Origin of the sequence: Neobacillus oceani (assembly GCF_046237595.1) — a bacterium.
GTDB lineage: Bacteria > Bacillota > Bacilli > Bacillales > Cytobacillaceae > Bacillus_D > Bacillus_D oceani.
The window spans coordinates 2,719,579-2,744,794 of record NZ_CP143543.1 but is presented as its reverse complement, the minus strand read 5'-3'; the positions used below and the strand labels follow the sequence as shown (position 1 = coordinate 2,744,794).

Genomic DNA, 25,216 nt, shown 5'->3' with positions numbered 1-25,216 from the left:
ATGGAACGTTCCAAAGAAGAACGGGTACATTCGGTCTTTGAAAGCATCTATGACAATTATGACAAAATGAATTCCGTAATCAGCTTCAAGCAGCATATTGCCTGGCGGAAGGACACGATGAAAAGAATGAATGTCCGCCCAGGCTCAAAAGCCCTTGATCTATGCTGCGGAACGGCTGACTGGACGATTGCCCTAGCCGAAGCCGTTGGGAAGGATGGGGAAGTTATCGGCCTGGATTTCAGCAAGAATATGCTCAAGATTGGCCAGCAAAAAATCGACTCCCTTAATCTCCCCCAGGCTACCCTTATACACGGAAATGCAATGGAGCTGCCATTTCCCGATAATGCATTCGATTATGTAACGATTGGCTTTGGGCTCAGGAATGTTCCCGATTATATGCAGGTACTAAAGGAAATGCACAGGGTTGTTAAGCCGGGCGGCCTTGCAGTCTGCCTGGAAACTTCACAGCCGACGATGCCCGTATACAGGCAGCTGTATTTCTTCTATTTCAAGCACATCATGCCGTTATTCGGAAAGATGTTCGCGAAAAGTTATAATGAATACTCCTGGCTCCAGGAATCCGCCCGTGATTTCCCGGGAGCGAAGGAGCTTGCCGGCATGTTCGAGAAGGCGGGCTTCCATAAGGTTTCGTTTAAACCTTACAGCGGTGGAGCGGCTGCCGTACATTTAGGGCAAAAAAATTAGATACAAGAAGTTTTAACTAAAAAAGCAGGGTGAATGCCTCTATGAAATTAAAAATGATGACTTCATTTTTAAATTCCGATCTTACCTTAATCGAGAATACACTTGAAGAAACAATTCAGGCGGAATCCTTGCTGTTGCGGAAGGCTTCTTTGCATACCCTCCAGGCGGGCGGAAAACGGATCCGTCCTGTTTTTGTTTTGCTTGCTGCCAAATTCGGAAACTATGATATCCAGGCCATAAAGAACGTCGCTGTTTCACTTGAATTGATACACATGGCTTCACTGGTCCATGATGATGTAATCGATGACGCTGAACTGCGGAGAGGCAAGCCTACGATTAAATCCAAGTGGGGCAATCGGATCGCGATGTATACCGGTGATTATATATTGGCCCTTTCCCTCGAATTAATGACTTCAATCGATAAACCAAAGGCCCATAAAATCCTAGCAAATACGATTGTCGAGGTTTGTGTCGGCGAGATTCAGCAAATCAGGGATAAATACAGGTTCGACCAAACAATGAGGGATTATTTCAGGAGAATCAAACGAAAGACTGCCCTCCTTATTGCTGTTAGCTGCCAGCTAGGGGCGATAGCCGCCGATGGGAGCGAGGAAATCAGCAGAAAGCTATACTTGTTCGGCTACTATGTCGGGATGTCCTATCAAATAATCGATGATATCCTTGACTTTACCTCATCGGAGAAAGAACTTGGAAAGCCTGCCGGAAGCGACCTCCTCCAGGGTAATATTACAGCGCCTGTCCTTTATGCAATGGCCGATCCGCTTGTAAAGGAAATGATTGTCAAAGTTAACGAACATACCTGCAGGGAAAGCCTCGATGAAGTTATCGCAGCGATTAAAAAATCGGGTGCCATTGAAAAGTCGCGTGAGTTAAGTGACCGCTATTTGGAAAAGGCGTTGGCCATCCTTGACGAGCTGCCCCAGAACCGGGCGAAAAAAACTTTGAAGGATATCACTAATTTTATTGGGAAAAGAAAATTTTGATTCTTACGAAAAAAGATACGCCGCCTCTTCAATCTTGCGTAATTTACTAAACAATGATAACATTTTCGTGGAATGCCTATACAGGAAATTTCGATACATATTTTTTAGGAGTGGAAACAATGGAAAAAACGTTTTTAATGGTTAAGCCGGACGGAGTACAGAGAGCTGTTATCGGCGAAATCGTCGCCCGTTTTGAAAAGAAGGGCTTCCAACTTGTTGGAGCTAAATTAATGAATATTCCCCGCGAATTGGCTGAGGAGCATTATGGGGAGCATAAAGAACGGCCGTTTTTCGGTGAATTGGTTGACTTTATTACTTCCGGCCCGGTTTTCGCCATGGTATGGCAGGGTGAAAACGTTATCGCGACAGCCCGCCAAATGATGGGTGCCACAAATCCAAAGGATGCGGCTCCTGGAACGATCCGGGGAGATTTCGCCCTGGCCGTTGGCAAGAACATCATTCACGGCTCTGACTCTCCTGCAAGCGCAGAACGCGAAATCGGCATCTTCTTCAAACAGGAAGAGCTAGTTGAGTATTCAAAATTAATCAACGACTGGGTATATTAATCCCAAAGGGCACTTGTCAAAACGAGTGCCCTTTTTGTATACGTTTTCTTATAATTAGATTCGCATTTGAATGGCTAATTAAAAGCCGGAATCACAGCATGGGTGAAAACTACCTCGTGACAAAATGATCAATGACTTGTAACATAGCTTTAATAAATTCTAAAAGGGGAAATCAAAACATGAGATATCTTACCGCAGGTGAATCACACGGTCCCCAGTTGACTGTAATCATCGAAGGCGTACCAGCAGGATTACCAATACAAGCTGAACAAATTAATGAGAATCTAGCCCGCAGACAAAAAGGATATGGCAGAGGCCGTCGGATGCAAATTGAAAAAGATGTAGTGGAAATTGTGGGGGGAGTCCGCCATGGAAAGACTTTGGGTTCTCCGATCGCTCTTGTGATAAAAAATGATGACTGGAAGCACTGGACCCATATAATGGGACCGGAGGCAATTGATGAAGAGGCGGAGGCGGAAGTAAAAAGAAGAATATCACGGCCTCGCCCTGGCCATGCCGATTTGAATGGCGCAATTAAATACGGCCACCGTGATATGAGAAACGTCCTTGAACGTTCATCCGCCAGGGAAACGGCCGCACGCGTAGCGGCTGGCGCGGTTGCGAGTGTACTGCTACAACATGCAGGCATAGAAATTGTTTCGTATGTAACCGCAATCGGCGGTGTAAAAGCGAGGGTTCCGGAACTGTCCATGGCAGAAATGAAGGAAAAAAGTGAAGCCTCTCCGGTTCGCTGCCTTGATCCGGGCGCGGAGCAGAAGATGATGGAAGCTATTGACAATGCGAAAGAAAATGGCGATTCAATTGGCGGCGTAGTTGAAGTGACAGCAACGGGGATGCCGATTGGAGTCGGGAGCTATGTCCATTATGACAGGAAGCTGGATTCACGGATTGCCGGCGCGATTGTAAGCATTAACGCTTTTAAAGGGGTCGAATTCGGGATTGGCTTTAAAGCTGCCGAAATTCCAGGCTCACAAGTACATGATGAAATTATTTGGGATGAAGAAAACGGCTATTCCAGGAGAACGAATCGCCTTGGAGGCTTTGAAGGCGGGATGACCAATGGGATGCCGATTATTGTCAGGGGTGTCATGAAACCAATTCCTACTTTATACAAACCGCTCCAAAGCGTGGATATTGAAACAAAAGAGCCTTTTTCCGCAAGCATTGAACGCTCCGACAGCTGTGCCGTCCCTGCGGCCGCGGTAGTGGCCGAAAGCGTTGTGGCTTGGGAAATCGCTCGTGCCCTCGTTGAACAATTCAATTCAGACCGGGTCGATGTCTTTCTTGAGGAAATCCAGAACCACAGGGATCGCACGAGGTCATTTTGATGAAGACACTGGAAATCAGTGCCGGATTAAATAAATATCCGGTTTTCATCGGTGAAACGGCAGTTTTGATGCTGGGAAACTATCTGGAAAAGCAGGCGGGAAGTTTCACGAAATTGCTTATCATTACAGACGAAAACGTTGCAAGAATCCATCTGCCAAATGTTTTGGAACAATTAAAAGCCTATCATCCATCCGTGTTTACTGCACCCAGCGGGGAACAAGCAAAAACAATCGAGGCGTATTACGAGGCTCTGACATGCGCCCTGGAAGAAGGGCTGGACAGGAAATCGATTATTATCGCCCTCGGGGGTGGAGCAATCGGAGACTTGGCAGGTTTTGTTGCGGCGACTTTTATGAGAGGCATCCGGTTCGTCCAAATTTCGACGACTGTACTCGCACATGACAGTTCAGTGGGAGGAAAAACAGGGATCAACCATAGGCAGGGGAAAAACATGATTGGCGCTTTTCATCAGCCTGATGCCGTGTTCTATGATTTGTCTTTTTTAAAAAGCCTTCCTCCAAATGAAGTCCGTTCAGGCTTTGCCGAAGTTGTAAAGCATGGACTAATTGGGGATTCAGCCCTATACGAATGGCTGAAAACCACCATTCAAGATCTTGGAAGCATCTCTTCCCATCAATATGAAACGATGTTGGCGAAAGGGATTCAAATAAAAGCTTCGATAGTTAACAAGGATGTTAAGGAAAACGGCATCCGTGCCTATCTCAACTTTGGGCATACACTGGGCCACGCAATTGAAGCAGAAATGGGTTATGGGAACATTACCCACGGGGAAGCGGTCATGATTGGCATGCTATTCGCTCTGGAAGCAAGCAGGTCAGAGGCAGGACTCGCCATTGACGTGGAGGGATTCCGTGCCTGGATTGAAAAGCTCGGCTATCTGGCCTCCCTTCCACCAGGCCTTACTCGAGAAGGTTTAATCAAAAGGATGAAGCAGGATAAAAAGGCCGTTGCCGGTTCAGTAAAGTTTGTCCTTCTCGAGGAAATAGGAAAACCATCCTTGAAAGAATTAAGCGATTCACGGATTGAATCATTGTTGGATAATTTCTTCAGTTCGAAAAAATAAAAAAAAACTGACTTCCCGATTTGCCTGTGTTAGAATGGAAAGAAAAACTCGCACTAACTTTAAAGCGTTAAAGCAGCGAGGCAAAAACAACTACGAGGTGTTTGAAATGCGCTGGAAGAAGCAATTATTAAACCTGACTCCATATCAGCCAGGCAAATCCATTGATTCTGTAAAAAAACAATACGGTTTGGAAACAATCGTTAAATTGGCTTCAAATGAAAATCCGTTTGGCTGTTCGGCCAAAGCAATGGAGCGTATTCAAAGCTTCAGTGAAAGCCTTGCCCTTTATCCGGACGGGCATGCGGGAAATTTGAGGGAAGCTCTTTCTGCTATGCTAGGGATTTCCACAGACAGGCTCATTTTCGGGAATGGATCGGATGAGCTGATTCGTATTATTTCTAGAGCCTTGTTATATCCGGGAGCAAATACGGTCATGGCGTCGCCAACCTTTCCCCAATACCGGCATAATGCCGTGCTGGAAGGTGCTGAAGTAAGAGAGGTTCCTCTTGTTGATGGACAGCATGATTTGCCAAAGATGCTGGACGCAATCGATGAACATACAAATGTAATTTGGATTTGCAGCCCAAATAACCCTACTGGTACCTATATTCCGAATAAGGACTTGGATTCGTTCCTGCAACAGGTACCTGAAGACATACTGGTAGTCATTGATGAGGCGTATTATGAATATGTCACAGCAGCGGATTTCCATGATTCAATCTCGCTAACTGAAAAGTTTCCGAATGTTATAGCCTTGCGGACTTTTTCAAAAATCTATGGCCTTGCAAGCCTGAGGGTTGGCTATGGCATTGCAAATCCGTCGATTATCAAGGTTCTAGAGCCTGCAAGGGAGCCGTTCAATACCAACACCCTAGGGCAGGAGGCGGCAAAAGCGGCGCTCTCAGACCAGGATTTTGTTGGGCGGTGCAGAGAGATAAACCGGAATGGCCTTGAAATGTTCTACAAGTTTTGTGAAAAGCATGGCCTTCCATACTACCCGTCCCAGGGAAATTTTATCCTGATTAATTTCCGCATGGATGCAAACCGTGTTTTCCAATCTTTGCTCGAACGCGGCTTCATCGTACGGTCCGGAGCCTTGCTTGGCTTCCCGGAAAGCGTTAGGATAACAGTAGGCTCACAAAGCCAGGTTGACACGTTATTGAAGGAAGTTGAAGCATTCCTTGAAAAACAATCCAGGGCGATTGTATAAGGGAGTGCGAAAATTGAAAGGCAATGTTTTCATCATCGGATTAGGGCTTATTGGCGGGTCATTGGCACTTTGCATTAAGAAAGCACACCCGAATGCGAAGGTATTCGGGTTTGACGTTAGGAAGCGACAGGCGGAACTTGCAAAAATGCTTGGCGCCATCGATGTCATTTCCGGAACCATTAGCGAAGGGGCAGAGGATGCGGATTTAATCATTATTTCAGCGCCTGTCAGGGAAACTGCAAAAATTATAAAGGAACTGGAATCGTGCCCGCTGAAGGAATCGGTCATTATTTCTGATACCGGCAGTACAAAAAAGGAAATAACCCGTCTCGCGTCCTCTTTAAAACAAAAAGGTATTTCGTTTGTCGGCGGGCATCCCATGGCTGGGTCGCATAAAAGCGGAATTACGGCAGCAAAAGAAATCCTTTTCGAAAATGCTTTTTACATATTGACTCCGGAAGATTCCCATGAAAGGGAAAGTGCCGCTATGCTAATGGAATGGCTGAAAGGAACCAAAGCAAGGTTCCTGGAACTTTCTCCTGAAGACCATGATTATATGGCGGGTGTCATAAGCCATTTTCCACATATCATAGCGGCTTCGATTGTCCATCAGACAAAAAGCCTGACCGGGAAGAATGAATTGCTCCCAAGGCTTGCTGCTGGCGGATTCAGGGATATTACAAGGATTGCATCGAGCAGCCCGGAAATGTGGCGTGATATCCTGCTCCACAATAAAGAAGTGCTCATTGAATTACTCGATTTATGGCGAAAGGAAATGGACCGGATAAGCGGCCTCCTCCTTGAATCCAATGAAGAGGCGCTGGCCGCCTATTTTTCGGAAGCCAAAAAGTTCCGGGACGGGCTTCCTGTGAAAGAAAAGGGAGCGATTCCGGCTTTTTATGATTTGTATGTCGACATTCCGGATTATCCAGGGGTAATCTCCGAAATAACTGGCTATCTTGCGGAAGAAAAGATCAGTATTACGAATATCCGGATTATCGAAACGAGAGAAGATATAAACGGTGTCCTTGTCATTAGCTTTCAGACTGAAAAGGATAGGGAGAGGGCGGAGAAGTGCATTAAAGCATGCGCATCTTTTCCTACCTCGTATGAACTTTAAAGATGATCCTGGAGGTGCGCGAATTGAATCATGTGAACATAATGCCTGCGAGTTCAGGCCTTTCCGGCGAAATCAGGGTTCCCGGTGATAAGTCCATTTCCCATAGGGCTGTCATGTTCGGTGCGATTGCCCATGGAACGACTACCGTGAGGAATTTCCTCCCCGGCGATGATTGCCTAAGTACAGTTTCCTGTTTCCAAAAACTTGGAGTAACGATTGAAACAGCCGGCACTGATGTGAAAATCTCCGGGAACGGGCTTGAAGGCCTTCGGGAATACAGCGGCCTACTGGATGTAGGCAATTCTGGTACGACTATTAGGCTAATGATGGGGCTGCTATCCGGCACTCCATTTGTCACCAGGCTTACAGGGGATGAATCGATTGCCAAGAGGCCAATGAATCGGGTTACGGCCCCACTAAAGGAAATGGGCGCGACAATCGATGGCAGGGAAAACGGCAAGTTTATCCCGATTACAATCACCGGGGGCAGACTGAAAGGTATTTCTTATTCCCTTCCTGTTGCGAGCGCTCAAGTAAAATCGGCCATCCTCCTTGCCGGACTGCAGGCGGAAGGGGAGACGTCCATTACCGAAACGGCTCCGACAAGGGACCATACAGAGAAAATGATTCGCCTGTTCGGAGGAAAAATTAAAACTTCCAGTAATACAGTCGTGATTGAAGGCGGCCAAAAACTTTACGGTACGGGTGTGAATGTTCCTGGCGACATCTCATCAGCTGCTTTTTTCCTGGCTGCCGGGTCACTTGTTCCGGGAAGTGAAATCATTTTGAAAAATGTTGGTTTGAATTGGACTCGTACAGGGATCCTTGAGGTCCTAGAAAAGATGGGAGCCGACTTTTCCGTTATGCGCTCATCAGGCGATACGTATGAACCATCGGGAGATATCGTTGTAAAGCATTCCCGCCTGAAAGGTATAACGATTGGCGGTGACCTGATTCCAAGACTTATCGATGAATTACCAATCATTGCCCTTCTTGCCACACAGGCAGAAGGGGAAACAATTATCCGGGATGCATCCGAGCTGAGGGTGAAAGAGACCGACAGGATCGAAACTGTCGCTGGTGAACTGAGAAAGCTTGGAGCGGAAATCGAGACAACTCCAGACGGAATGATCATTACCGGTGGAACGAAGCTTGGGAACGGAACCGTAACAAGCCATGGTGACCATCGGATTGGCATGATGCTTGCGGTTGCTGGACTTATATGCAAAAGCGGAATAGAACTTCACGATACCGAGGCCATCGCCGTCTCCTACCCTGACTTCTTCATTCACCTGGACAGTTTGAAAAAATGAATCCCTCCCGTTGATGGGATACTTAGTTCTTATGTCCGGGGACTTTTTGAAAGTGGCGCCAGTATCTTTACGGCGCCTTTTTTAATATTCTATCCGAGTTTTTTAAGCTTTTTGCACCGGCATATTTTTTCCCATTTCGCATAGCTTGTCTTAAGACTTGCTAAGGGGTGATGGGATGCCTTACATTATTGAAAATGCCACTATTTTAAGGGAAGCTGGCCGCCTGCGCCAATCCATCCTAACAGACGGGAGAAAAGTGTCCTCTGTCCGTAGGGATTTGCCGGCATATTCGTACATGAAAATGAATGTTGAAGCGTTTTTGATGACTCCGGCATATACAGTCCTTGATGGAGGTTTATCCGACATTCCTACGGGGGAAGTACAGGCAAACATCGAAGAAAGATATTTAAAAAACGGATGTACGACAATACTTACCTATGCGAAGGCGGACTATGAAAGGCAGGTTGGCGAAAAGCTTGCAGTTGTTTCGGAAAACCTGTCGGGAATTCCGGCCGATTATGCGATTGGAATCAAAATTCCAATCGGCTTATTGTGCCCATCTGTATTGAGGGAGTGCAAAAGGAGAAAGCTCCCTGCTGTTTTTGTTGAATTTACCTCTGCCGGCCATCTTGAACAAATTCCGTGGAGCTGGATAAGGGAGGCGCTTTTTCCCTATAATTGCCCGCTTATTCCGGTAATACCGCTTCGGGAGGAAGGGCAGAAAAAAATGCTTTTGGCAAAATGGAAGAAGATCATGGTAACAGAAAGGATTCCTTCATTGCATGATGAACTTGAGGAATGTGTGCCAATTGGTTCCCAAGCCTTGAACCAGATGGGTATATTTCCTTGGAGGTCCAGCCTGATGCACAATGCAGAGTTAAGCTATAATTTATATTGGAATCATGGAATGGACGGTGCGGATGAAAAGTCATTATTCCTCTATCTTGGTGATAAGCTTGCAATGACAGTCCAGAGAGGCAAAATAATCCGGATTGGGGACAGAACTGATTTTTCAGAAGGAAGTGGGGAATATATTAAGGTTAAAACCCATTCCTTTTTCGCCGTAAAATAAAAGGGTTCGGAGCGAGAAAAGATGGAAAAAACAAATAAAATTATTGATTTGCTTGAAAATGGCCAACATAAGGAAGCTATCGAGGAATATAATGAAGTATTAAAAAGCGGGTTACCCGAGGAAAAATTCCTTCTAGCTGAAAGGCTTTTGCAATACGGGTTCCTCCAAGAGGCCATTACCCTGTTTGAAAACCTCCTTCTGTATTACCCAGGGGAGGGGGAGATTATCGTCCTTCTCGCGGAGGCTTATGTAGATAATGGGGAGGAAGAAAAGGCGATCCTGTTGCTTGAGGAAATTGAAGCGGATGACCCTTCCTACGGCGAAGCCCTTATCCTCCTTGCCGACTTATATCAGCTTCAGGGATTGTATGAAGTGAGCGAGAGAAAGCTAAGGAGCGCGAAGGAGGCATTGCCGGATGAGATGGTGGTGGACTTCGCGCTCGCGGAATTATACAGTTCCATGGGGGAAATGAAAAAAGCAATTGACTTTTATGAGGAAGTTTTAAAGTCGGAAGATGAAATTGCAGGCGTCAGCATCCATCAAAGGCTTGCAGAATGCTTGAGTGCTTCCGGGGCTTTTGAGGAAGCGATGCCGCACTATGAAAAAGCGCTGGAAAACAGGGTTGAAATCAACACATTGTTCGGCTGCGCCTTCACAGCGCTCCAGGCCGGTTACAACAGGACAGCCATCGAGAGATTCGAGGAGTTGAAGCATCTAGATTCGGAGTATCATTCCCTTTATTTACATCTTGCCCATGCCTATGAAAGGGAAGAGATGCTGGACAATGCATTGCAGGCTGTCATGGATGGAATTAGGAAGGATGATTTCAATAAGGATCTCCACTATTTTGGCGGAAAGATTGCTTTGAAGCTTGGGAGGCAAGAGGAGGCAGAACAATTTTTAAGAGAAGCACTCGCCTTGGATCCCGGCTTTACTGAAGCAGCCCTTATACTCGACAAGCTGTTTATACACCAGGAAAGGTATGAAGATGTTATTGACCTGATCCAGGCTGTTGATATGGAGGAACATGCTGAACCACAATTTCATTGGGATGCCGCTGTGGCATTCGAACATCTTGAGGAATACGGGAAGGCGCGGAAAAACTATGAAGCCGCGTATCCTTATTTCAAAAATAATGAAAATTTTATGAATGATTACGGATATTTTTTAATTGAAGAAGGAAAAACCGCACTGGCTGCCGAAATTTTTAAAGAGTTATTAAGGCGGAATCCTGTAAATGAAGAATATGCAGACCTGGTTGAACGCCTGTCCCAGAATTAGTAAAGTTTATACTCGCAGAGGAGGGAAACGATCATGGCAACCCCTGTATCTGTCAACGAGAAAAAGGACTTTATCAGATGGTTTTTGAACCATTACCAGTTAAAGAGAAGAGAATGCGTGTGGATCCTGAATTATCTAATGAGCCATGACCAGTTGATGGAGAAGGTGCATTTCGTCGAACAGGCCCAATATTGCCCGAGGGGCCTGATTATGTCCGCCCATTGCACAGACAAAGTTCCATTCCGGTTTTATAAAGAAAATATCATGACCACCGATGCGGAAAAATCTTTCCACGATATCCGGCTGAACAGGGACGAAGAAATTTATATCCAGCTGAATTTCAATGCATCCAACAAAGTCCATCAGTATGCCGCGGTTCTTGAGGATAATCCGTATGTTCCTAGGCATTTGCAGGTCAATGAGAAGGACCGGGCCGATGCGGAGAAATTCCTCCTGCACAGCATTCACCGCTTTAACCAGGAAAAACTTCTGTTGCTGATCGACGAGGCTCTCGATAAACAGGACAAGGAAGCTTTCCTTGCCTTTACCGAGCAGTTGAATAAACTGAAAAAAGACCAGCCGAACGGAAGCCTGCTCTAAGCAGGTTTTTTCTTTATAGTAGAAAAATCAAGTGCAAAATTTGCCATAGGACCTTGATTTTCATGGTATGATAAATGAAGCAAAGCTGATAAGAGTGAGGAGAAGAAGAATGAAATGGTCCACAGAGGATATAAAATCCTATTCCGAAGCAAAACAGTATGTCGATACAGCCATTATCCCTCTAATTGGCCTGGATTTCGGTGATGGGATAGCGCAATCGGCATCGATGGCGGAGTACATAGGCCTTCTCGCTGCGCAGCTGGAAAGGCAGTTTACTGGCAGGCTCTTGCTGATGCCTCCCTTTACATACTTAAAGGATGAAAATCCGGGAGTTTCTGCCGAACGCCTGGGACGCTGGGAAGAACGGCTTGCCGAAGAAGGAATGCGCCATGTGTTTCTCCTTACATCAGACCAGTCATGGCGGGAGATGGAAGGAAAGTTTAAAGGTTCGCTAATCTGGCTGCCGGCCCTTCCGCTTGCAACCATGGAAGATAAACAAAAGGTACTCCTGATAAACGATCAGGTGAAGCAGCTAATGCAGTTGTTTACCGCACGCTGGCGTGCTGAATGAGTACTCTATCGGGATGCCAACTAATAAAAGTTCACAAAATAGTATAATATTGACCTTGCAATAAGATTGATATATCATGATAATGTCCTAGTTAATATATGTTAATTGTCCTATGGACTTAACTTGTAAACAGAGGGGGGAGAACCATGAGTAAGCATCGAGTGTCAAGAAGGCAGTTCCTTAGTTATACATTGACGGGCGTGGGTGGTTTTATGGCCGCCGGAATGCTGATGCCAATGGTCCGTTTTGCTATTGATCCTGTCTTAAGGGCTGACGAAGAAGGCGATTTCATTCCGACATCCCAAAAAATGGCGGACATTACAAGCGAACCTGTACGGGTTGATTTCACTTTTAAGCAAAAAGATGCCTGGTATGAATCTGATGTAACGAACACTGCATGGGTGTATAAGGATGATGATGGCAAAATTGTCGCCCTTTCACCTGTATGTAAGCACCTAGGTTGTACTGTTGGCTGGAATAATAGTGAAAAGCATCCAAATGAATTCTTTTGTCCATGCCATGATGGCCGTTACTACAAGAACGGCATAAACGTTCCAAACACTCCGCCAATGGCGCCGTTAGATGTATACCCTTACAAGGAAGTAGACGGCTATCTTTATTTAGGAAAGGCCAAGCCTAGAAAAGCGTAGAAAGGAGGCGTAATCAATGTTAAACAGAATTTACGATTGGGTAGATGAACGTTTGGATATTACGCCCCTGTGGCGCGATATCGCAGACCATGAAGTCCCCGAGCATGTTAATCCAGCCCATCATTTTTCCGCATTCGTTTACTGTTTTGGCGGATTGACGTTCTTTGTTACAGTAATTCAAATCCTGTCCGGAATGTTCCTGACCATGTATTATGTGCCAGATATTAAGAATGCCTGGCAGTCTGTCTATTACTTGCAAAACGAAGTTGCCTTCGGGCAGATCGTTCGCGGCATGCACCACTGGGGTGCGAGCCTTGTCATAGTCATGATGTTCCTACATACTTTGCGCGTATTTTTCCAGGGCGCATACAAAAAACCACGTGAATTGAACTGGATTGTCGGCGTGCTTATTTTCTTTGTCATGCTGGGTCTTGGCCTTACAGGCTACCTGCTTCCTTGGGATATGAAAGCACTTTTCGCGACTAAGGTAACGCTTCAAATTGTTGAAGCTACCCCCCTAATCGGGCCTCAGCTAAAAGCGCTGATGGCTGGCCATCAAGAAATCGTAGGTGCACAGACAATCTCGCGGTTCTTCGCAATCCATGTATTCTTCCTGCCCGGCGCATTGCTTGGACTAATGGGAGCCCACTTCCTGATGATCCGCAAGCAGGGCATCTCGGGACCACTATAAAGTGAACCTTCCATCAGTGGCGGGTTCCCGCTGATGGTTAGGTGAACTTATCGGACCTTTAGGGACAGTTGCCCTTCAGGCTTACTGTCCCTTAACGGTGGGGCAAAGTGAACCTTCCATCAGCGGCGGTTTCCCGCTGATGGTTAGGTGAACTTATCGGACCTTTAGGGACAGTTGCCCTTTAGGCTTACTGTCCCTTAACGGTGGGGCAAAGTGAACCTTCCATCAGCGGCGGTTTCCCGCTGATGGTTAGGTGAACTTATCGGACCTTTAGGGACAGTTGCCCTTTAGGGCTTACTGTCCTTTAACGGTGGGGCAAAGTGAACCTTCCATCAGCGGCGGGCTCCCGCTGATGGTTTAGCCCCGTTCTACTCCCGCTAAAATCTCCGCTAAGGCGGAAATTAAGCGGAAGTACTAACCCGATTGGTTCATCTAAGCCGCTGAATAGCGCAGCTGCAAGTTTCACAGTAGTTCACCAATCGGACCTAAAGGGGAAAAATTTTTTAAATAGGAACTGGACTGTCTGGTTCTGCTCTATGCTACGAAAGAGGAGGGGATTGTTCGATGCATCGCGGTAAAGGTATGAAGTTCGTAGGCGATTCACGTGTCTTGGCGCCATCCGAGCGAAAACCTATGATTCCTAAAGACTACTCTGAATACCCCGGAAAAACGGAAGCCTTTTGGCCGAACTTCCTTTTGAAGGAATGGCTTGTCGGAGCCGTTTTCCTGGTTGGTTTTTTAAGTTTGACAGTGGCACATGAACCGCCGCTTGAAAGGATAGCCGATCCAACAGACGCGGGCTATCTCCCGTTGCCTGACTGGTATTTCCTGTTTTTGTACCAACTGCTTAAATACTCCTATGCTGCCGGACCATATACAGTCATAGGCGCAATGGTCATTCCTGGCCTAGCTTTCGGCGCCCTTTTGCTTGCGCCATTTATCGACCGCGGGCCTGAACGCAGGCCATCAAAACGCCCGGCCGCCACGGCATTCATGCTTTTGGGAATAGCCAGTATTTTTTTCCTGACCTATCAGTCTGTAGCCACCCATGACTGGGAAGCAGCCAAAAGGCAGGGTGAAATTATTCAGGGGATTGACAAGGATGCTGAGGGATATAAAATCTATGAAGCCCAAGGCTGTATTAGCTGCCATGGCGGAGAGCTCCAAGGAACCGCTATGGGACCAAAGCTAATCGACGAGGAGTTCCCAGCTGACCACGTTGCGGAAGTCGCCGTAAAAGGTTTTGGCAATATGCCTGCAGGGATCTTTAAAGGGACCGATGAAGAGCTTAAAAAGCTGTCTGAATACATTTCTACGCTAAAAAGCGAGTAGAGTGAAAAGCTGGTGAAGGAATTTCGCCAGCTTTTTTCTATCATTGTTTTATGATACGATTTTTAAACATAAACTGAAAAGGCGGAAATTTTGTGATAAAGCAGTTATATCCTTTTCTTGCATACCGGCCGTTCTTATGGCTTCTGCTCATTGTCAATATTTTGGGTACTGCCTATGGCTACTACTGGTATGACGGGCAACTTGAACAAACCCCATCCATCTTTCTCGCTTTTGTGCCGGATAGCCCGACGGCAAGCCTGTTTTTCGTATTTGTTCTAATTGCTTTTTTATGGGGGAAAAACTGGCCATTGGTTGAAGCTCTCGCAATTGTTACTTTAATAAAATACGGGATATGGGCTGTCGTCATGAATTTGCTCGTTTTGGCTGTAACCGGGGACTTGGGCTGGCTCGGGTGGATGCTCGTTGGCTCCCATTTTGCGATGGCGGTCCAGGGGCTTCTTTATGCTCCCTTCTACCGTATAAAGTGGTGGCATTTGGCCGCCGCCTCTGTTTGGACACTGCATAATGATGTCATCGATTATGTGTTTTTCATGATGCCGAGATACGAAGTTCTCAATTTGTATATGCAAGAGATCGGCTATTTTACATTTTGGCTGTCCATAGCATCGATTTTCATTACCTGGTATTTTTGCGTAAGGCCTGGAAGCAGACAATATGATCTTTAGGCATGCTAAATAGGTTGTAATCCATATTGAATTTCAATGCTACCATCCTGGACAAGTTCTAGACTTGTCCTTTTTTTCATACATTCTATTAGTATGAGAGGGGTGGCTATAAATGAAGCTTAAATACTTCCTATTTGTCTTGTTAATAGTAATATTTCCGGTCCAGGTTTTGGCTGACAGCCAGCCTGCGGGAATAGAACAGCTTGATACACTATCTGATGATGCCTTTCAAATGGTTAAGAACCAGCGGTACGATGATGCCAAGAAATTGTTGGATTATTTCTCTGAACAACTTCAAAGTATGAGTCCCGGCCTTATCCCTTTTTCCGCAGATGAGGCAAGAATTGTCTCAATGTCGCGTGATGAAGCGTTGGATGCAGTAGCCAGCCCTACGCTGGAATACAGCGAAAAGGTGAATAAAGTGACCCGTTTCAGGCTGGTCATGGATGCTCTTGCTACTTCCCGGGACCCGCTCTGGACCGAGCTCGAAGACCAGGTCATGGGGGCTTTTTCAGGGGCAAAAAAAGCCGCGTTTGATGGGGAACCAATGGCCTTCCATGCAAACGTAAATTCCTTTTTATCCTTATATGATTTGATTTATCCAAGCATGAAAATCGATATTCAGGCGAATTCTATGAAAAAGCTTGATGCCAAAGTTGATTTCCTCTCGGCATTTAGTCCTTCCAAACCCGCGAACGAGTCGGAAAGGGCAGAGCTTGATGAACTGGAGGCAAGCCTTCAAAACATATTTGCCGGTATTGAGGAGGATGAAGCGGACCCTTCGATTTGGTGGGTCATCATCTCGACGGGAGGCATCATTATCCTGACTTTGTCGTATGTTGCCTGGAGAAAATACAAAGCTGATAGGGAAGCTGCTCGAAAACGATCGATTAAGCTAAAAGATTGACATTGGCTCCTTCCGCAAATAAAATTTTATACAACAAGATATTTTGGGAGGCAAATGAATGTTTATCCTTTATTTCGCATTGATTATCCTAATACCCCTATGGGCTCAAATGAGGGTAAAAGGAGCGTTTAAAAAATACTCGCAAGTAGCATCTTCATCAAGGAAAACGGGTGCGGAAGTAGCCAAGGAAATCCTTCAGGAAAATGGCATTTACGATGTAAGGATTGAAGAAGGCAGGGGATTTCTTAGCGACCATTATGATCCAAGGGCAAAGGCGATCCGGCTGTCCCCGGATATTTATCATGGCCATTCGCTCGCTGCTACCGCAGTAGCTGCACATGAAGTTGGCCACGCTATCCAGGACCAGCAGGATTATGCTTTCCTCCGTTTCAGGCACGCGCTTGTTCCAGTCGCCAACCTGGGAAGCAATTTCTCATGGATTTTGATTTTAATTGGAATTCTGGCTCAACTGCAAGGTATGCTCCTTTTAGGAATCACCTTCATGGCGGCAGCTGTTTTGTTCCAGGTCATTACTCTTCCTGTTGAATTCAACGCATCTTCAAGGGCGATGGACCAGGTCATCGCACTCGGGATTATCCGAAACGAAGAGGAACGAAATACGAAGAAAGTACTTGACGCAGCGGCATTGACGTATGTTGCGGCGGCCGCGGTTGCAGTGCTCGAACTACTTAGGTTAATCCTCATCTATACCGGAATGAATCGAGAAGAATAATAAAAGGAGCGGGCCAATTTAATTGGCTGATGTGCACCCCAAAAGTTAGACGAACAAATTCTAACTTTTGGGGTGTTTTTTATGGTCAAATATGATGAGGGATTTAAGCAAAAGGTAGTAGACGCTTATTTAGCCGGTGAAGGTGGATATGCTTCCTTGGCGACTAGGTTTGGAATTCGAAGTAAAACCAATATAAGAAAATGGGTCAGTGCGTTCCATCAATTCGGGAAACAGGGCTTAATTACTAAAAAAGCATCTACGAATTATCCTGTTCAATTTAAATTAGATGTCCTAAACTATAAGGTAAGAACAGGAGATTCCCTTGAAGAGGTTGCTAGAAAATTTGGCATTACTGAACCGCCTATGATTCTTAATTGGTTGAGGAAATGGCAAAATGAAGGTATTGAAGGGCTCTCTAAATTAAAGGGGCGTCCATCCGTGTCCAACAAGCCGAAGAACAAGAAAAACGAAAAGAAAATGACGAAGGAAGAACAACTTTTAAAAGAAATAGAATTACTGCGCGCGGAGAATGCCTATTTAAAAAAGCTCCGAGCTTCAGGGATAAATATTCCGAGCCGACTGCTAAAACAGAATCCAGGATCATCCATGAACTCAGAAAAGAATTCAAATTAGCTGTTATCCTTGAAGCTACAGGTTTTCCAAAGGCAACCTATATGTATTGGCAAAAGCGATTTAATGAACCTAATCCAGATGAAGAGATTGAAAGTATTATCCAGGATATTGTAGATAAACATAATGGAAATTATGGTTATCGTCGAATTGATATGGAATTACGTAAGAGAGGTTATATCGTAAATCACAAAAAAATCCTTCGGATCACCAATAAGCTGGGTATTATTTGTACCTCATACACACGTAAATCTCGCAAATATAGCACTTATAAAGGAAGCATAGGTAAAATTTCTAAGAACCTTGTCAACCGCAGATTCCATACAAGCATCCCGCATCAAAAATTAACAACTGATACATCTGAATTCAAATACTACATGACCGACTCTGATGGGAAGATGATTATCAAGAAGGCTTATTTAGATCCGTTCCTAGATATATTTAATGGGGAAATTCTATCATTTCGGTTCTCGGAACGCCCCAACGCAAAAGCAATATTGGATGCTCTAGACGAAGCAATTGAAATAACAAAAGATTGCCCCTATCGAACTACTATACACTCTGATCAAGGCTGGGGTTACCAAATGAACACGTACGTTAAGAAACTGAAAGATAATGGCGTCTTTCAAAGTATGTCACGGAAAGGAAACTGTCTGGATAATTCACCAATGGAAAACTTCTTCGGAATAATGAAGCAGGAAATGTATTACGGTAAAGTTTATCATTCATTTGACGAGCTTAAGCAAGCAGTGACTGATTATATTTTTTACTATAACAATGAACGAATAAAAGCAAAATTGACTGGCATGAGCCCGGTTGAATACCGTCTTCATACCAGCCAACTAGCTGCTTAAATATTTTGGTCTAACTTTTAGGGTTCAGCACAGGCTCCGCTCTTTTTATTATCTCTTAAATTTCAAACGGGTTTTTGTTTGCATCAAGTGTAAAGCCCTCGCCAAGGACGTCATGGACAGCTGTAACAGAAACGAAGGCGTGAGGATCTACAGACGTCACAACATTTTTAAGCCTGATAATTTCATTTTTGGGGACGACGCAGTAAAGGATTTCCCTCTCATTTTTTGTGAAATATCCATAGCCTCTCAATACCGTAACGCCGCGGTCAAGGTCGCTCATGATTTTTTCAGCTATTTCCGTGTTTTTATCGGAAATAATCATAGCTCCCCTTGCCGAATAGGCTCCTTCGGCCATCACATCGATAACCCTCGCACCGACAAAAACCGCCACTAGTGTATACATCGCTTCCCTATAATTCAAGTAAGTCAGAAGTGAAGCAAGTATGACGAGCGCGTCGAACATAAACATTGTCCGGCCCATGCTGATGCCCCAATACTTTTGGGCGACCCGAGCAATAATATCAACTCCGCCGGAAGTACCGCCAAACCTGAAGATAATCCCAAGGCCGACACCAAGGCAAACGCCAGCAAATAAGGCCGCGAGCAGGAGGTCGTCTTTAAGGGACATATTAAGGGGGACCTTTTGGAATATCCATAAAAACACCGAAACCCCCACAGTCCCAATGACTGTATAAAAGAAGGCTTTACGGCCGAGCAGCTTCCAGCCCATAAAAAAGAGGGGGATGTTTATAAGGAGGTTCGTATAGGCGGGATTGAATTTAAACAAGAAGTAAAGAAGGAGGGTAATCCCGGTTACGCCGCCTTCCGCGAGCTTGTTTTGAATATTGAAATTAACGATTCCGAACGACATTATCGCCGTGCCAAGCAAAATCAATAAGATATTTTTCAGTTTAAGGCCAAATATCATGTTGCTTCCTCCCTTGCCATATTTTGCCCAATCCAAAGCGGATTTAATTATAGCGGATAAAAAGGTTTCGGGCAATTGCGGGTAAAATCCTTCTTGTGCAATAATATTGTAAACGGAAAATAATTTAGCTAACATGAAAGCTATAGCCTTAGGGAAATTTTCCTAAACATAATTGACTTACATATTGGGGTGGTTTATATGGCCGAAAAGACCGTGATGCAACTGCAAAGAGAAGTGGATGAGCATATTGGTCAGTTTAAGGAAGGCTATTTCAGCCCGCTGGCCATGATGGCGAGGCTTACCGAAGAACTTGGCGAGCTGGCCCGTGAAATTAATCATTATTATGGTGAAAAACCCAAGAAAAAAACGGAAAAAGAAAAAACAGTTGAAGAAGAAATCGGCGATTTGCTGTTTGTCCTAATCTGTCTGGCCAATTCATTGAATATTGACCTTCAGGAAGCCCATGACATCGTTATGGAGAAATTCAGGACAAGGGATAAAGACCGCTGGACAAAAAAAGAGCTTACGGATGGAGTGTAGGGGATGGAAAAAATCAGGATGGTAATTGCCGGCCCGCGTGGCAGGATGGGGTCGGAAGCTGTAAAGCTAGCCGCCGAAACGAACGGGTTTGAACTTGTGGCGGTACTTGACCGAAAGAACGATGGCAGAAAACTTGGGGAAATCGGACATTTTCCTTTTCCGGAAGTACCGGTATATTCGGATATTGAAGAATGCCTTCAATCGGTTAAGGCTGACGTCCTTGTCGACCTGACTGTGCCAGAAGCGGGAATGCACCATGCTAGGACCGCATTGGTACATAACGTCAGGCCAGTAATCGGTACAACCGGTTTTAGCAAGGAAGATCTCGAGGAGCTTAAGGAACTTTCCGCCGAAAAGGGGATTGGGTGTATTATCGCCCCAAACTTTGCGATAGGGGCCATCTTGATGATGAAATTTGCAAAAATGGCCGCTAGATACTTTGAAAATGTTGAAATTATTGAAATGCACCATGACAAAAAACTCGATGCTCCTTCAGGAACTGCAATTAAAACAGCCCAACTGATTTCGGAAGAAAGGGAGGTAAGGAAACAGGGCCATCCCGATGAAAAAGAAACGTTGCCAGGAGCGAGAGGAGCGGATATCGAGGGGATGAAAATCCATTCCGTCCGTCTGCCGGGACTGATTGCCCATCAGGAAGTGCTGTTTGGATCTGATGGCCAGACACTTAAAATCCGCCACGATTCCTATACAAGGGCTTCCTTTATGTCGGGGGTAAAAACAGCGGTGGAAACGGTCATGAAAATCGACTCATTCGTATATGGACTCGAAAATATAATGGAATAGGTGAAGAGACAGTGAATATAGCATTAATCGCCCATGATAAAAAGAAAGATGACCTGGTCCAGTTTACTGTAGCGTACAAGGAGATATTTGCGAAACATACCTTGTTTGCGACGGGTACAACTGGCAAGCGGATATCCGAAGCTACCGGACTTGAAGTGACACGATTTCAATCCGGGCCGCTTGGCGGCGACCAGGAAATCGGAGCAATGGTCGCAAAAAACCAACTGGATTCGATTTTCTTTTTTAGGGATCCGCTTACTGCCCAACCGCATGAACCCGATGTCAGCGCCCTGTTGCGTCTTTGCGATGTGTATTCCATTCCATTGGCTACAAATATGGGTACTGCCGAAGTCCTAATCATAGGAATTGAGGAGGGACATTTGGAGTGGAGAACAATTGCCAGGGGGGACCAAAATGAGGGAACCATCTAGTGGAACCGACATTCTCGCATTTGGTGCCCATGCCGACGATGTGGAAATCGGGATGGGCGGTACGATAGCGAAATTTGCTGCCCGAGGGAAAAAAATAGTCATTTGTGATTTGACGCGGGCGGAATTATCTTCAAACGGAGATACAGAAACGCGAAAAAAAGAAGCTGAAAATGCAGCGGCCATCCTTGGTGCAGAGCGGTTGGCACTTGATCTGCCCGATAGGGGCCTGTTCATTAACCACGAATACATAAAGAAGATTGTTACCGTTATAAGGAAATATAGGCCAAAAGTAATTTTTGCTCCGTATATGGAAGATAGGCACCCGGACCACGGGAATTGCGCGCGCCTTGTCAAAGAGGCGTGTTTTTCGGCGGGAATCAAGAAATTTGAAGACGAAGAGGGTTTCCTGCCTCACAAGGCTGCTTACCTTCATTATTACATGATCAATGGATTTCATGCCCCGGATTTTCTGGTTGATATTTCCAGTAATATGGAAAAGAAAAAGGTCGCTCTGAATTCATATAAAAGCCAATTTGTCAAAAGTGCGGACAGTTTCGACACTCCGCTTGTCAATGGATATATCGAATCCATCGAAGCGAGGGAAAGCCTTTTTGGAAAACAGGCAGGTGTCCGATTTGCAGAAGGGTTTAAAGCGGGTTCTGCCCCGCTTATTGACCTGGATTTGATTGGAGCAAATTAGCGATGAAAAAATTAAAAATAGGAATTACATGCTATCCTTCTGTCGGAGGTTCCGGGGTAATAGCAACAGAACTGGGAAAACTCCTTGCCGAAAGGGGCCATGAGATTCATTTTATCACCTCTAGCATGCCCTTCCGGCTGACCCGGATGTATCATAACATCTACTATCATCAAGTTGAGGTGAATCAATATTCGGTTTTTCAGTATCCCCCCTATGACATAGCTCTTGCCAGTAAGATGGCGGAGGTGGCAAACCAGGAAAGCCTGGATTTGCTGCATGTCCATTATGCCATCCCTCATGCCGTATGCGCGATATTGGCAAGGGAAATGAGTGGGCGGGACCTGAAAATTGTTACAACACTTCACGGAACGGATATTACCGTACTTGGAAATGACCCTTCGCTTTCCGATGCGATTAAATTTGGGATTGAAAAATCGGATATCGTCACAGCGGTTTCCAACTCACTTGTTTCCCAGACAATGGAACTTTTAAATCCTGATAAGGAAATCGAGACTGTTTACAATTTTATAGATGAGAGGACATATTTAAGGATCGGCGAAACTGAATTGAAGGACAAACTCGGAATTCGCAAGGAGGAAAAGGTCATCATCCATGTTTCGAACTTCCGGGGGGTTAAAAGGGTCCCCGATGTCGTCCAGGCATTTGCCCGTATAGCTTCAAGTATGCCTGCCAAACTGCTGCTTGTCGGAGATGGCCCCGAAATAAGGAAAGTGTTGAAGCTTGTCACGGACCTTGGCTTAAAGGAAAAAGTCCTTTTCCTTGGGAAACAGGACAATGTGGAAGAATTATATTCAATAAGCGACCTGATGCTCCTCCTTTCCGAAAAGGAAAGTTTCGGGCTCGCGGCACTCGAAGCCATGGCATGCGGAGTGCCTTGTATCGGGACAGATATTGGCGGCATTCCCGAGGTAATCACCGACGGGGAGAACGGGTATATTTGCCCTTTGGGAGACATAGAGGCCATAGCGGACAAGGCAATTTCCCTTCTTTCCGATCATGCCCTACATAGAGATTTTTCTTGCCGGGCTTCGATTATGGTAAAAGAACGTTTTAATGCGGACAAGGTTGTCGGCCAGTACGAAAGGCTTTATTATAAACTCCTGGAATAGGGTGAGAGCAGTGGAGAAGCCATTCAAAGACGCGCTTCCAGTTCTGGATGCAATTCATAGAGCAGGGGAGGAAGCCTATTTTGTCGGCGGGTCGGTAAGGGACAGGATCATGTCAAGGCCCATTGGCGATATTGACATAGCAACCTCAGCACGACCTGAACAAATCAAGGAAATATTCCTAAAAACAGTCGATATCGGCATTGAGCATGGAACTATACTTGTCCTTTTTAAAGGAGCTTCATACGAGGTAACCACTTATCGGACAGAGACGGGCTATACGGATTACAGGCGACCCGATAAGGTAGAGTTTGTAACATCGCTGAATGAAGATTTAAAACGGCGTGATTTTACGATAAATGCAATGGCAATGGACAGTGCCGGGGGGCTCATTGATCCTTTTGGCGGCAAAGAGGATATAGCCAGGCGGGAAATTAGGACGGTCGGTGACCCTGCCGACCGGTTTGGCGAGGACGCCCTTAGGATGATGCGGGCCGCCCGATTTGCAAGCCAATTGGGTTTTAAAATAGAAGAGGCCACGTTCACATCTATGAAAAAAATGGCTCCATTGCTTAGCCATATCGCGGTGGAACGGAAGAAAGCTGAATTTGAAAAACTCCTCGGCGGCAAATGGAGGAAAGAGGGCCTGTCAATCATGAGTAGAACAGGAATCGTTGAGTATTTGCCAGGATTAAGCGGAAGGGAAGGGGATTTGGAAAACTGTTTGAATCTGGATATAGAGAATCTCGACACAGATGAAATGTGGGTACTGCTACTCTACTGCCTCGGATTTGATAAGCAAGGTTCTGAATCGTTTTTACGTTCGTGGAAAATGTCCAATAAGCAGATTGCCTTGTTAACCAGCCTGCTTCAATACATGAAAGAAAGGATGGAGGCTGATTGGGATATTTCTTCGCTGTTCGAAGCCGGCAAAAAGGCAATCGCTTCTGTTGAAAGGCTTGTCGAGGCGGCGGGAGGCAACGCAAGTAATGAAACGATAGAAAAATGGCTTTCCGAATATGAGAATCTTCCAATAAAGGACAAAAAGGAACTTGCTGTATCTGGTGGCGATCTGATTCGCTGGGAAGGAAAAAACGGTGGCCCATGGGTGAAAGAAAAAATGGCGGCGATTGAACGGGCTGTACTTCTTGGAGCTGTCGAAAATAATCAATTAATGATAAAGGAGTGGCTCTCAAGGTGCAATCAGACATAAGGAAAAAGCTTTTGGATGCATTCGCTGAAGCAGAGGGAGGCTTTCTATCCGGACAAGCTCTCGCAAATCTGATTGGCTGCTCCCGTACAGCTGTCTGGAAGCATATCGAAGGACTTCGGGGTGATGGATTTGTAGTCGAATCGGTTAAAAGGAGAGGATACCGGCTTGCAGGAACCCCATCGGCTTTGACGGCAGATGAAATCAGGCTAGGCTTGAAAACACGGTTTATCGGGCAATCGATTCTTTACCGGGAAACGGTCGATTCAACTCAAAAGCTCGCACTTGCACTTGCACAGGAAAAAGCACCAGAAGGGACACTTATCGTGGCGGACGAGCAGACAGCAGGACGAGGGAGAATGGACCGAAAATGGCATTCCCCGAAAGGGACCGGCATTTGGATGAGCCTCCTTCTCCGTCCCGAAATCCCGCCACAACAGGCGCCCCAGCTAACACTTTTGGCAGCCGTGGCAGTCGCCAGGGCAATTGAGGAAGCCGCAGGGATAACGCCTGAAATCAAATGGCCTAATGACCTGCTGGTAAATGGTAAAAAAATTACTGGAATCCTCACCGAGCTTCAGGCCGAATCGGACAGGATCCACTCTGTCATCATCGGGATAGGAATGAATGTTAACCAGAAGAGAGGCGATTTCCCGGAGGACCTAAATGAAATTGCAACCTCCATCCTGGAAGAGACTGGGAATGAAGCGTCCAGACCAATGGTGATCCGTGAATTTTGCGCCCATTTCGAGAAGCTTTACCTTTTATATTTGGAAAAGGGTTTTTATCCGATCAAGCTACTTTGGGAAAGCTATGCCAAAGGAATAGGCGGAAGGATAAGGGCCAGGACATACAATGGCATCCTCGAAGGCCGAGCGCTTGGGATAACCGATGATGGGGTCCTTGAGCTTGAGGATTCCACCGGCAAGATTCATTTGATTTATTCCGCAGATATCGACTTTCCCCTTTCCTAGTTTTTTTCTGTGGCGCAGGAAAGGGGTTTTTTGCTATAATTCGTTTGGGCGGTATCCTGGTGAACTGCACCTCTTGCAAGGACAAATGAAAAAACGGTTTCTGCCTAGATCCGTAAAGGACCGGGACAGAGGGATTGCACATT

General features: G+C 45.6%; 27 protein-coding genes and 1 pseudogene. 27 read left to right on the top strand and 1 reads right to left on the bottom strand.

Annotated elements, in window-relative coordinates; translation table 11 throughout:
• The 20 genes and pseudogenes from V1499_RS13800 to V1499_RS13705 all read left to right on the top strand — a co-directional run bounded on the left by V1499_RS13800 (position 1) and on the right by V1499_RS13705 (position 18,359).
• Positions 1-705, top strand: coding sequence for a demethylmenaquinone methyltransferase (locus tag V1499_RS13800; RefSeq protein ID WP_409270477.1), 705 nt, complete (start codon positions 1-3; stop codon positions 703-705).
• Positions 706-746: 41 nt separating this feature from the next.
• A complete protein-coding gene (hepT, locus tag V1499_RS13795) occupies positions 747-1,709 on the top strand; it encodes a heptaprenyl diphosphate synthase component II (protein WP_409270476.1) in 963 nt (320 codons plus the stop codon).
• Positions 1,710-1,828: 119 nt separating this feature from the next.
• Positions 1,829-2,275, top strand: coding sequence for a nucleoside-diphosphate kinase (ndk, locus tag V1499_RS13790; protein ID WP_409270475.1), 447 nt, complete (start codon positions 1,829-1,831; stop codon positions 2,273-2,275).
• A 179-nt stretch (positions 2,276-2,454) separates the two neighbouring features.
• The gene (gene aroC / locus V1499_RS13785) at positions 2,455-3,624 is read left to right on the top strand and encodes a chorismate synthase (RefSeq protein WP_409270474.1); all 1,170 of its coding nucleotides are present in this window, start codon (positions 2,455-2,457) and stop codon (positions 3,622-3,624) included.
• Entirely contained in the window at positions 3,624-4,709 is a 1,086-nt protein-coding gene (gene aroB / locus V1499_RS13780; protein ID WP_409270473.1) for a 3-dehydroquinate synthase, read from the top strand. Before aroC ends, aroB begins: the two co-directional genes overlap by 1 nt.
• A 106-nt stretch (positions 4,710-4,815) precedes the next feature.
• Positions 4,816-5,919, top strand: a complete 1,104-nt coding sequence (gene hisC, locus V1499_RS13775) for a histidinol-phosphate transaminase (RefSeq protein ID WP_409270472.1) — start codon at positions 4,816-4,818, stop codon at positions 5,917-5,919.
• A 13-nt stretch (positions 5,920-5,932) separates the two neighbouring features.
• Positions 5,933-7,039 (top strand): prephenate dehydrogenase, encoded by a 1,107-nt coding sequence (locus V1499_RS13770; protein WP_409270471.1) that lies wholly within the window; start codon positions 5,933-5,935, stop codon positions 7,037-7,039.
• A 41-nt stretch (positions 7,040-7,080) separates the two neighbouring features.
• Entirely contained in the window at positions 7,081-8,352 is a 1,272-nt protein-coding gene (gene aroA, locus V1499_RS13765; RefSeq protein WP_409276301.1) for a 3-phosphoshikimate 1-carboxyvinyltransferase, read from the top strand.
• Between the two features lie 175 nt (positions 8,353-8,527).
• A complete protein-coding gene (locus V1499_RS13760; RefSeq protein ID WP_409270470.1) occupies positions 8,528-9,424 on the top strand; it encodes a hypothetical protein in 897 nt (298 codons plus the stop codon).
• Between the two features lie 21 nt (positions 9,425-9,445).
• Positions 9,446-10,705, top strand: a complete 1,260-nt coding sequence (locus tag V1499_RS13755) for a tetratricopeptide repeat protein (RefSeq protein WP_409270469.1) — start codon at positions 9,446-9,448, stop codon at positions 10,703-10,705.
• Between the two features lie 33 nt (positions 10,706-10,738).
• On the top strand, positions 10,739-11,305 hold the full coding sequence (locus V1499_RS13750) for a ReoY family proteolytic degradation factor (protein ID WP_409270468.1): 567 nt from the start codon (positions 10,739-10,741) through the stop codon (positions 11,303-11,305).
• Positions 11,306-11,414: 109 nt separating this feature from the next.
• Entirely contained in the window at positions 11,415-11,876 is a 462-nt protein-coding gene (locus tag V1499_RS13745; RefSeq protein WP_409270467.1) for a YpiF family protein, read from the top strand.
• Positions 11,877-12,022: 146 nt separating this feature from the next.
• Positions 12,023-12,526, top strand: a complete 504-nt coding sequence (locus tag V1499_RS13740) for a ubiquinol-cytochrome c reductase iron-sulfur subunit (protein ID WP_409270466.1) — start codon at positions 12,023-12,025, stop codon at positions 12,524-12,526.
• Positions 12,527-12,542: 16 nt separating this feature from the next.
• The gene (gene qcrB / locus V1499_RS13735; protein ID WP_316569798.1) at positions 12,543-13,217 is read left to right on the top strand and encodes a menaquinol-cytochrome c reductase cytochrome b subunit; all 675 of its coding nucleotides are present in this window, start codon (positions 12,543-12,545) and stop codon (positions 13,215-13,217) included.
• 564 nt (positions 13,218-13,781) lie between these two features.
• Entirely contained in the window at positions 13,782-14,549 is a 768-nt protein-coding gene (locus V1499_RS13730) for a c-type cytochrome (RefSeq protein WP_409270465.1), read from the top strand.
• A 95-nt stretch (positions 14,550-14,644) separates the two neighbouring features.
• The gene (locus V1499_RS13725; RefSeq protein ID WP_409276300.1) at positions 14,645-15,235 is read left to right on the top strand and encodes a DUF1405 domain-containing protein; all 591 of its coding nucleotides are present in this window, start codon (positions 14,645-14,647) and stop codon (positions 15,233-15,235) included.
• Positions 15,236-15,347: 112 nt separating this feature from the next.
• On the top strand, positions 15,348-16,142 hold the full coding sequence (ypjB, locus tag V1499_RS13720) for a sporulation protein YpjB (RefSeq protein WP_409270464.1): 795 nt from the start codon (positions 15,348-15,350) through the stop codon (positions 16,140-16,142).
• A 58-nt stretch (positions 16,143-16,200) separates the two neighbouring features.
• Entirely contained in the window at positions 16,201-16,875 is a 675-nt protein-coding gene (locus V1499_RS13715; protein ID WP_409270463.1) for a zinc metallopeptidase, read from the top strand.
• A gap of 81 nt (positions 16,876-16,956) precedes the next feature.
• Positions 16,957-17,250 (top strand): annotated as a pseudogene (locus V1499_RS13710) (helix-turn-helix domain-containing protein); the annotation flags it as partial.
• Between the two features lie 44 nt (positions 17,251-17,294).
• On the top strand, positions 17,295-18,359 hold the full coding sequence (locus V1499_RS13705) for an IS3 family transposase (RefSeq protein ID WP_409276251.1): 1,065 nt from the start codon (positions 17,295-17,297) through the stop codon (positions 18,357-18,359).
• Positions 18,360-18,414: 55 nt separating this feature from the next.
• On the opposite strand, the gene V1499_RS13700 is transcribed toward V1499_RS13705, so the two are convergent.
• Complete coding sequence (locus tag V1499_RS13700) at positions 18,415-19,287, bottom strand: YitT family protein (RefSeq protein ID WP_409270462.1); 873 nt, start codon at positions 19,285-19,287, stop codon at positions 18,415-18,417.
• Positions 19,288-19,485: 198 nt separating this feature from the next.
• Here V1499_RS13700 and V1499_RS13695 point away from each other — a divergent pair, with 198 nt between their 5' ends.
• The 7 genes from V1499_RS13695 to V1499_RS13665 are packed head-to-tail and all read left to right on the top strand — an operon-like array spanning position 19,486 to position 25,073.
• Positions 19,486-19,827: a nucleotide pyrophosphohydrolase gene (locus tag V1499_RS13695; protein WP_316569803.1), complete on the top strand. Its 342-nt coding sequence runs from the start codon at positions 19,486-19,488 to the stop codon at positions 19,825-19,827.
• A gap of 3 nt (positions 19,828-19,830) precedes the next feature.
• Positions 19,831-20,631, top strand: a complete 801-nt coding sequence (dapB, locus tag V1499_RS13690) for a 4-hydroxy-tetrahydrodipicolinate reductase (RefSeq protein ID WP_409270461.1) — start codon at positions 19,831-19,833, stop codon at positions 20,629-20,631.
• Between the two features lie 11 nt (positions 20,632-20,642).
• Complete coding sequence (gene mgsA / locus V1499_RS13685; protein ID WP_409270460.1) at positions 20,643-21,062, top strand: methylglyoxal synthase; 420 nt, start codon at positions 20,643-20,645, stop codon at positions 21,060-21,062.
• Positions 21,046-21,762 (top strand): bacillithiol biosynthesis deacetylase BshB1, encoded by a 717-nt coding sequence (bshB1, locus tag V1499_RS13680; RefSeq protein ID WP_409270459.1) that lies wholly within the window; start codon positions 21,046-21,048, stop codon positions 21,760-21,762. Before mgsA ends, bshB1 begins: the two co-directional genes overlap by 17 nt.
• Before the next feature lie 2 nt (positions 21,763-21,764).
• Positions 21,765-22,892 carry an N-acetyl-alpha-D-glucosaminyl L-malate synthase BshA gene (gene bshA / locus V1499_RS13675; protein WP_409270458.1) on the top strand — a complete coding sequence of 376 codons (1,128 nt, stop codon included), beginning with the start codon at positions 21,765-21,767 and terminating at the stop codon, positions 22,890-22,892.
• Between the two features lie 10 nt (positions 22,893-22,902).
• Positions 22,903-24,102 carry a CCA tRNA nucleotidyltransferase gene (locus V1499_RS13670; protein WP_409270457.1) on the top strand — a complete coding sequence of 400 codons (1,200 nt, stop codon included), beginning with the start codon at positions 22,903-22,905 and terminating at the stop codon, positions 24,100-24,102.
• Positions 24,075-25,073, top strand: a complete 999-nt coding sequence (locus tag V1499_RS13665) for a biotin--[acetyl-CoA-carboxylase] ligase (RefSeq protein WP_409270456.1) — start codon at positions 24,075-24,077, stop codon at positions 25,071-25,073. Before V1499_RS13670 ends, V1499_RS13665 begins: the two co-directional genes overlap by 28 nt.
• The last annotated feature ends 143 nt before the right edge of the window (positions 25,074-25,216 follow it).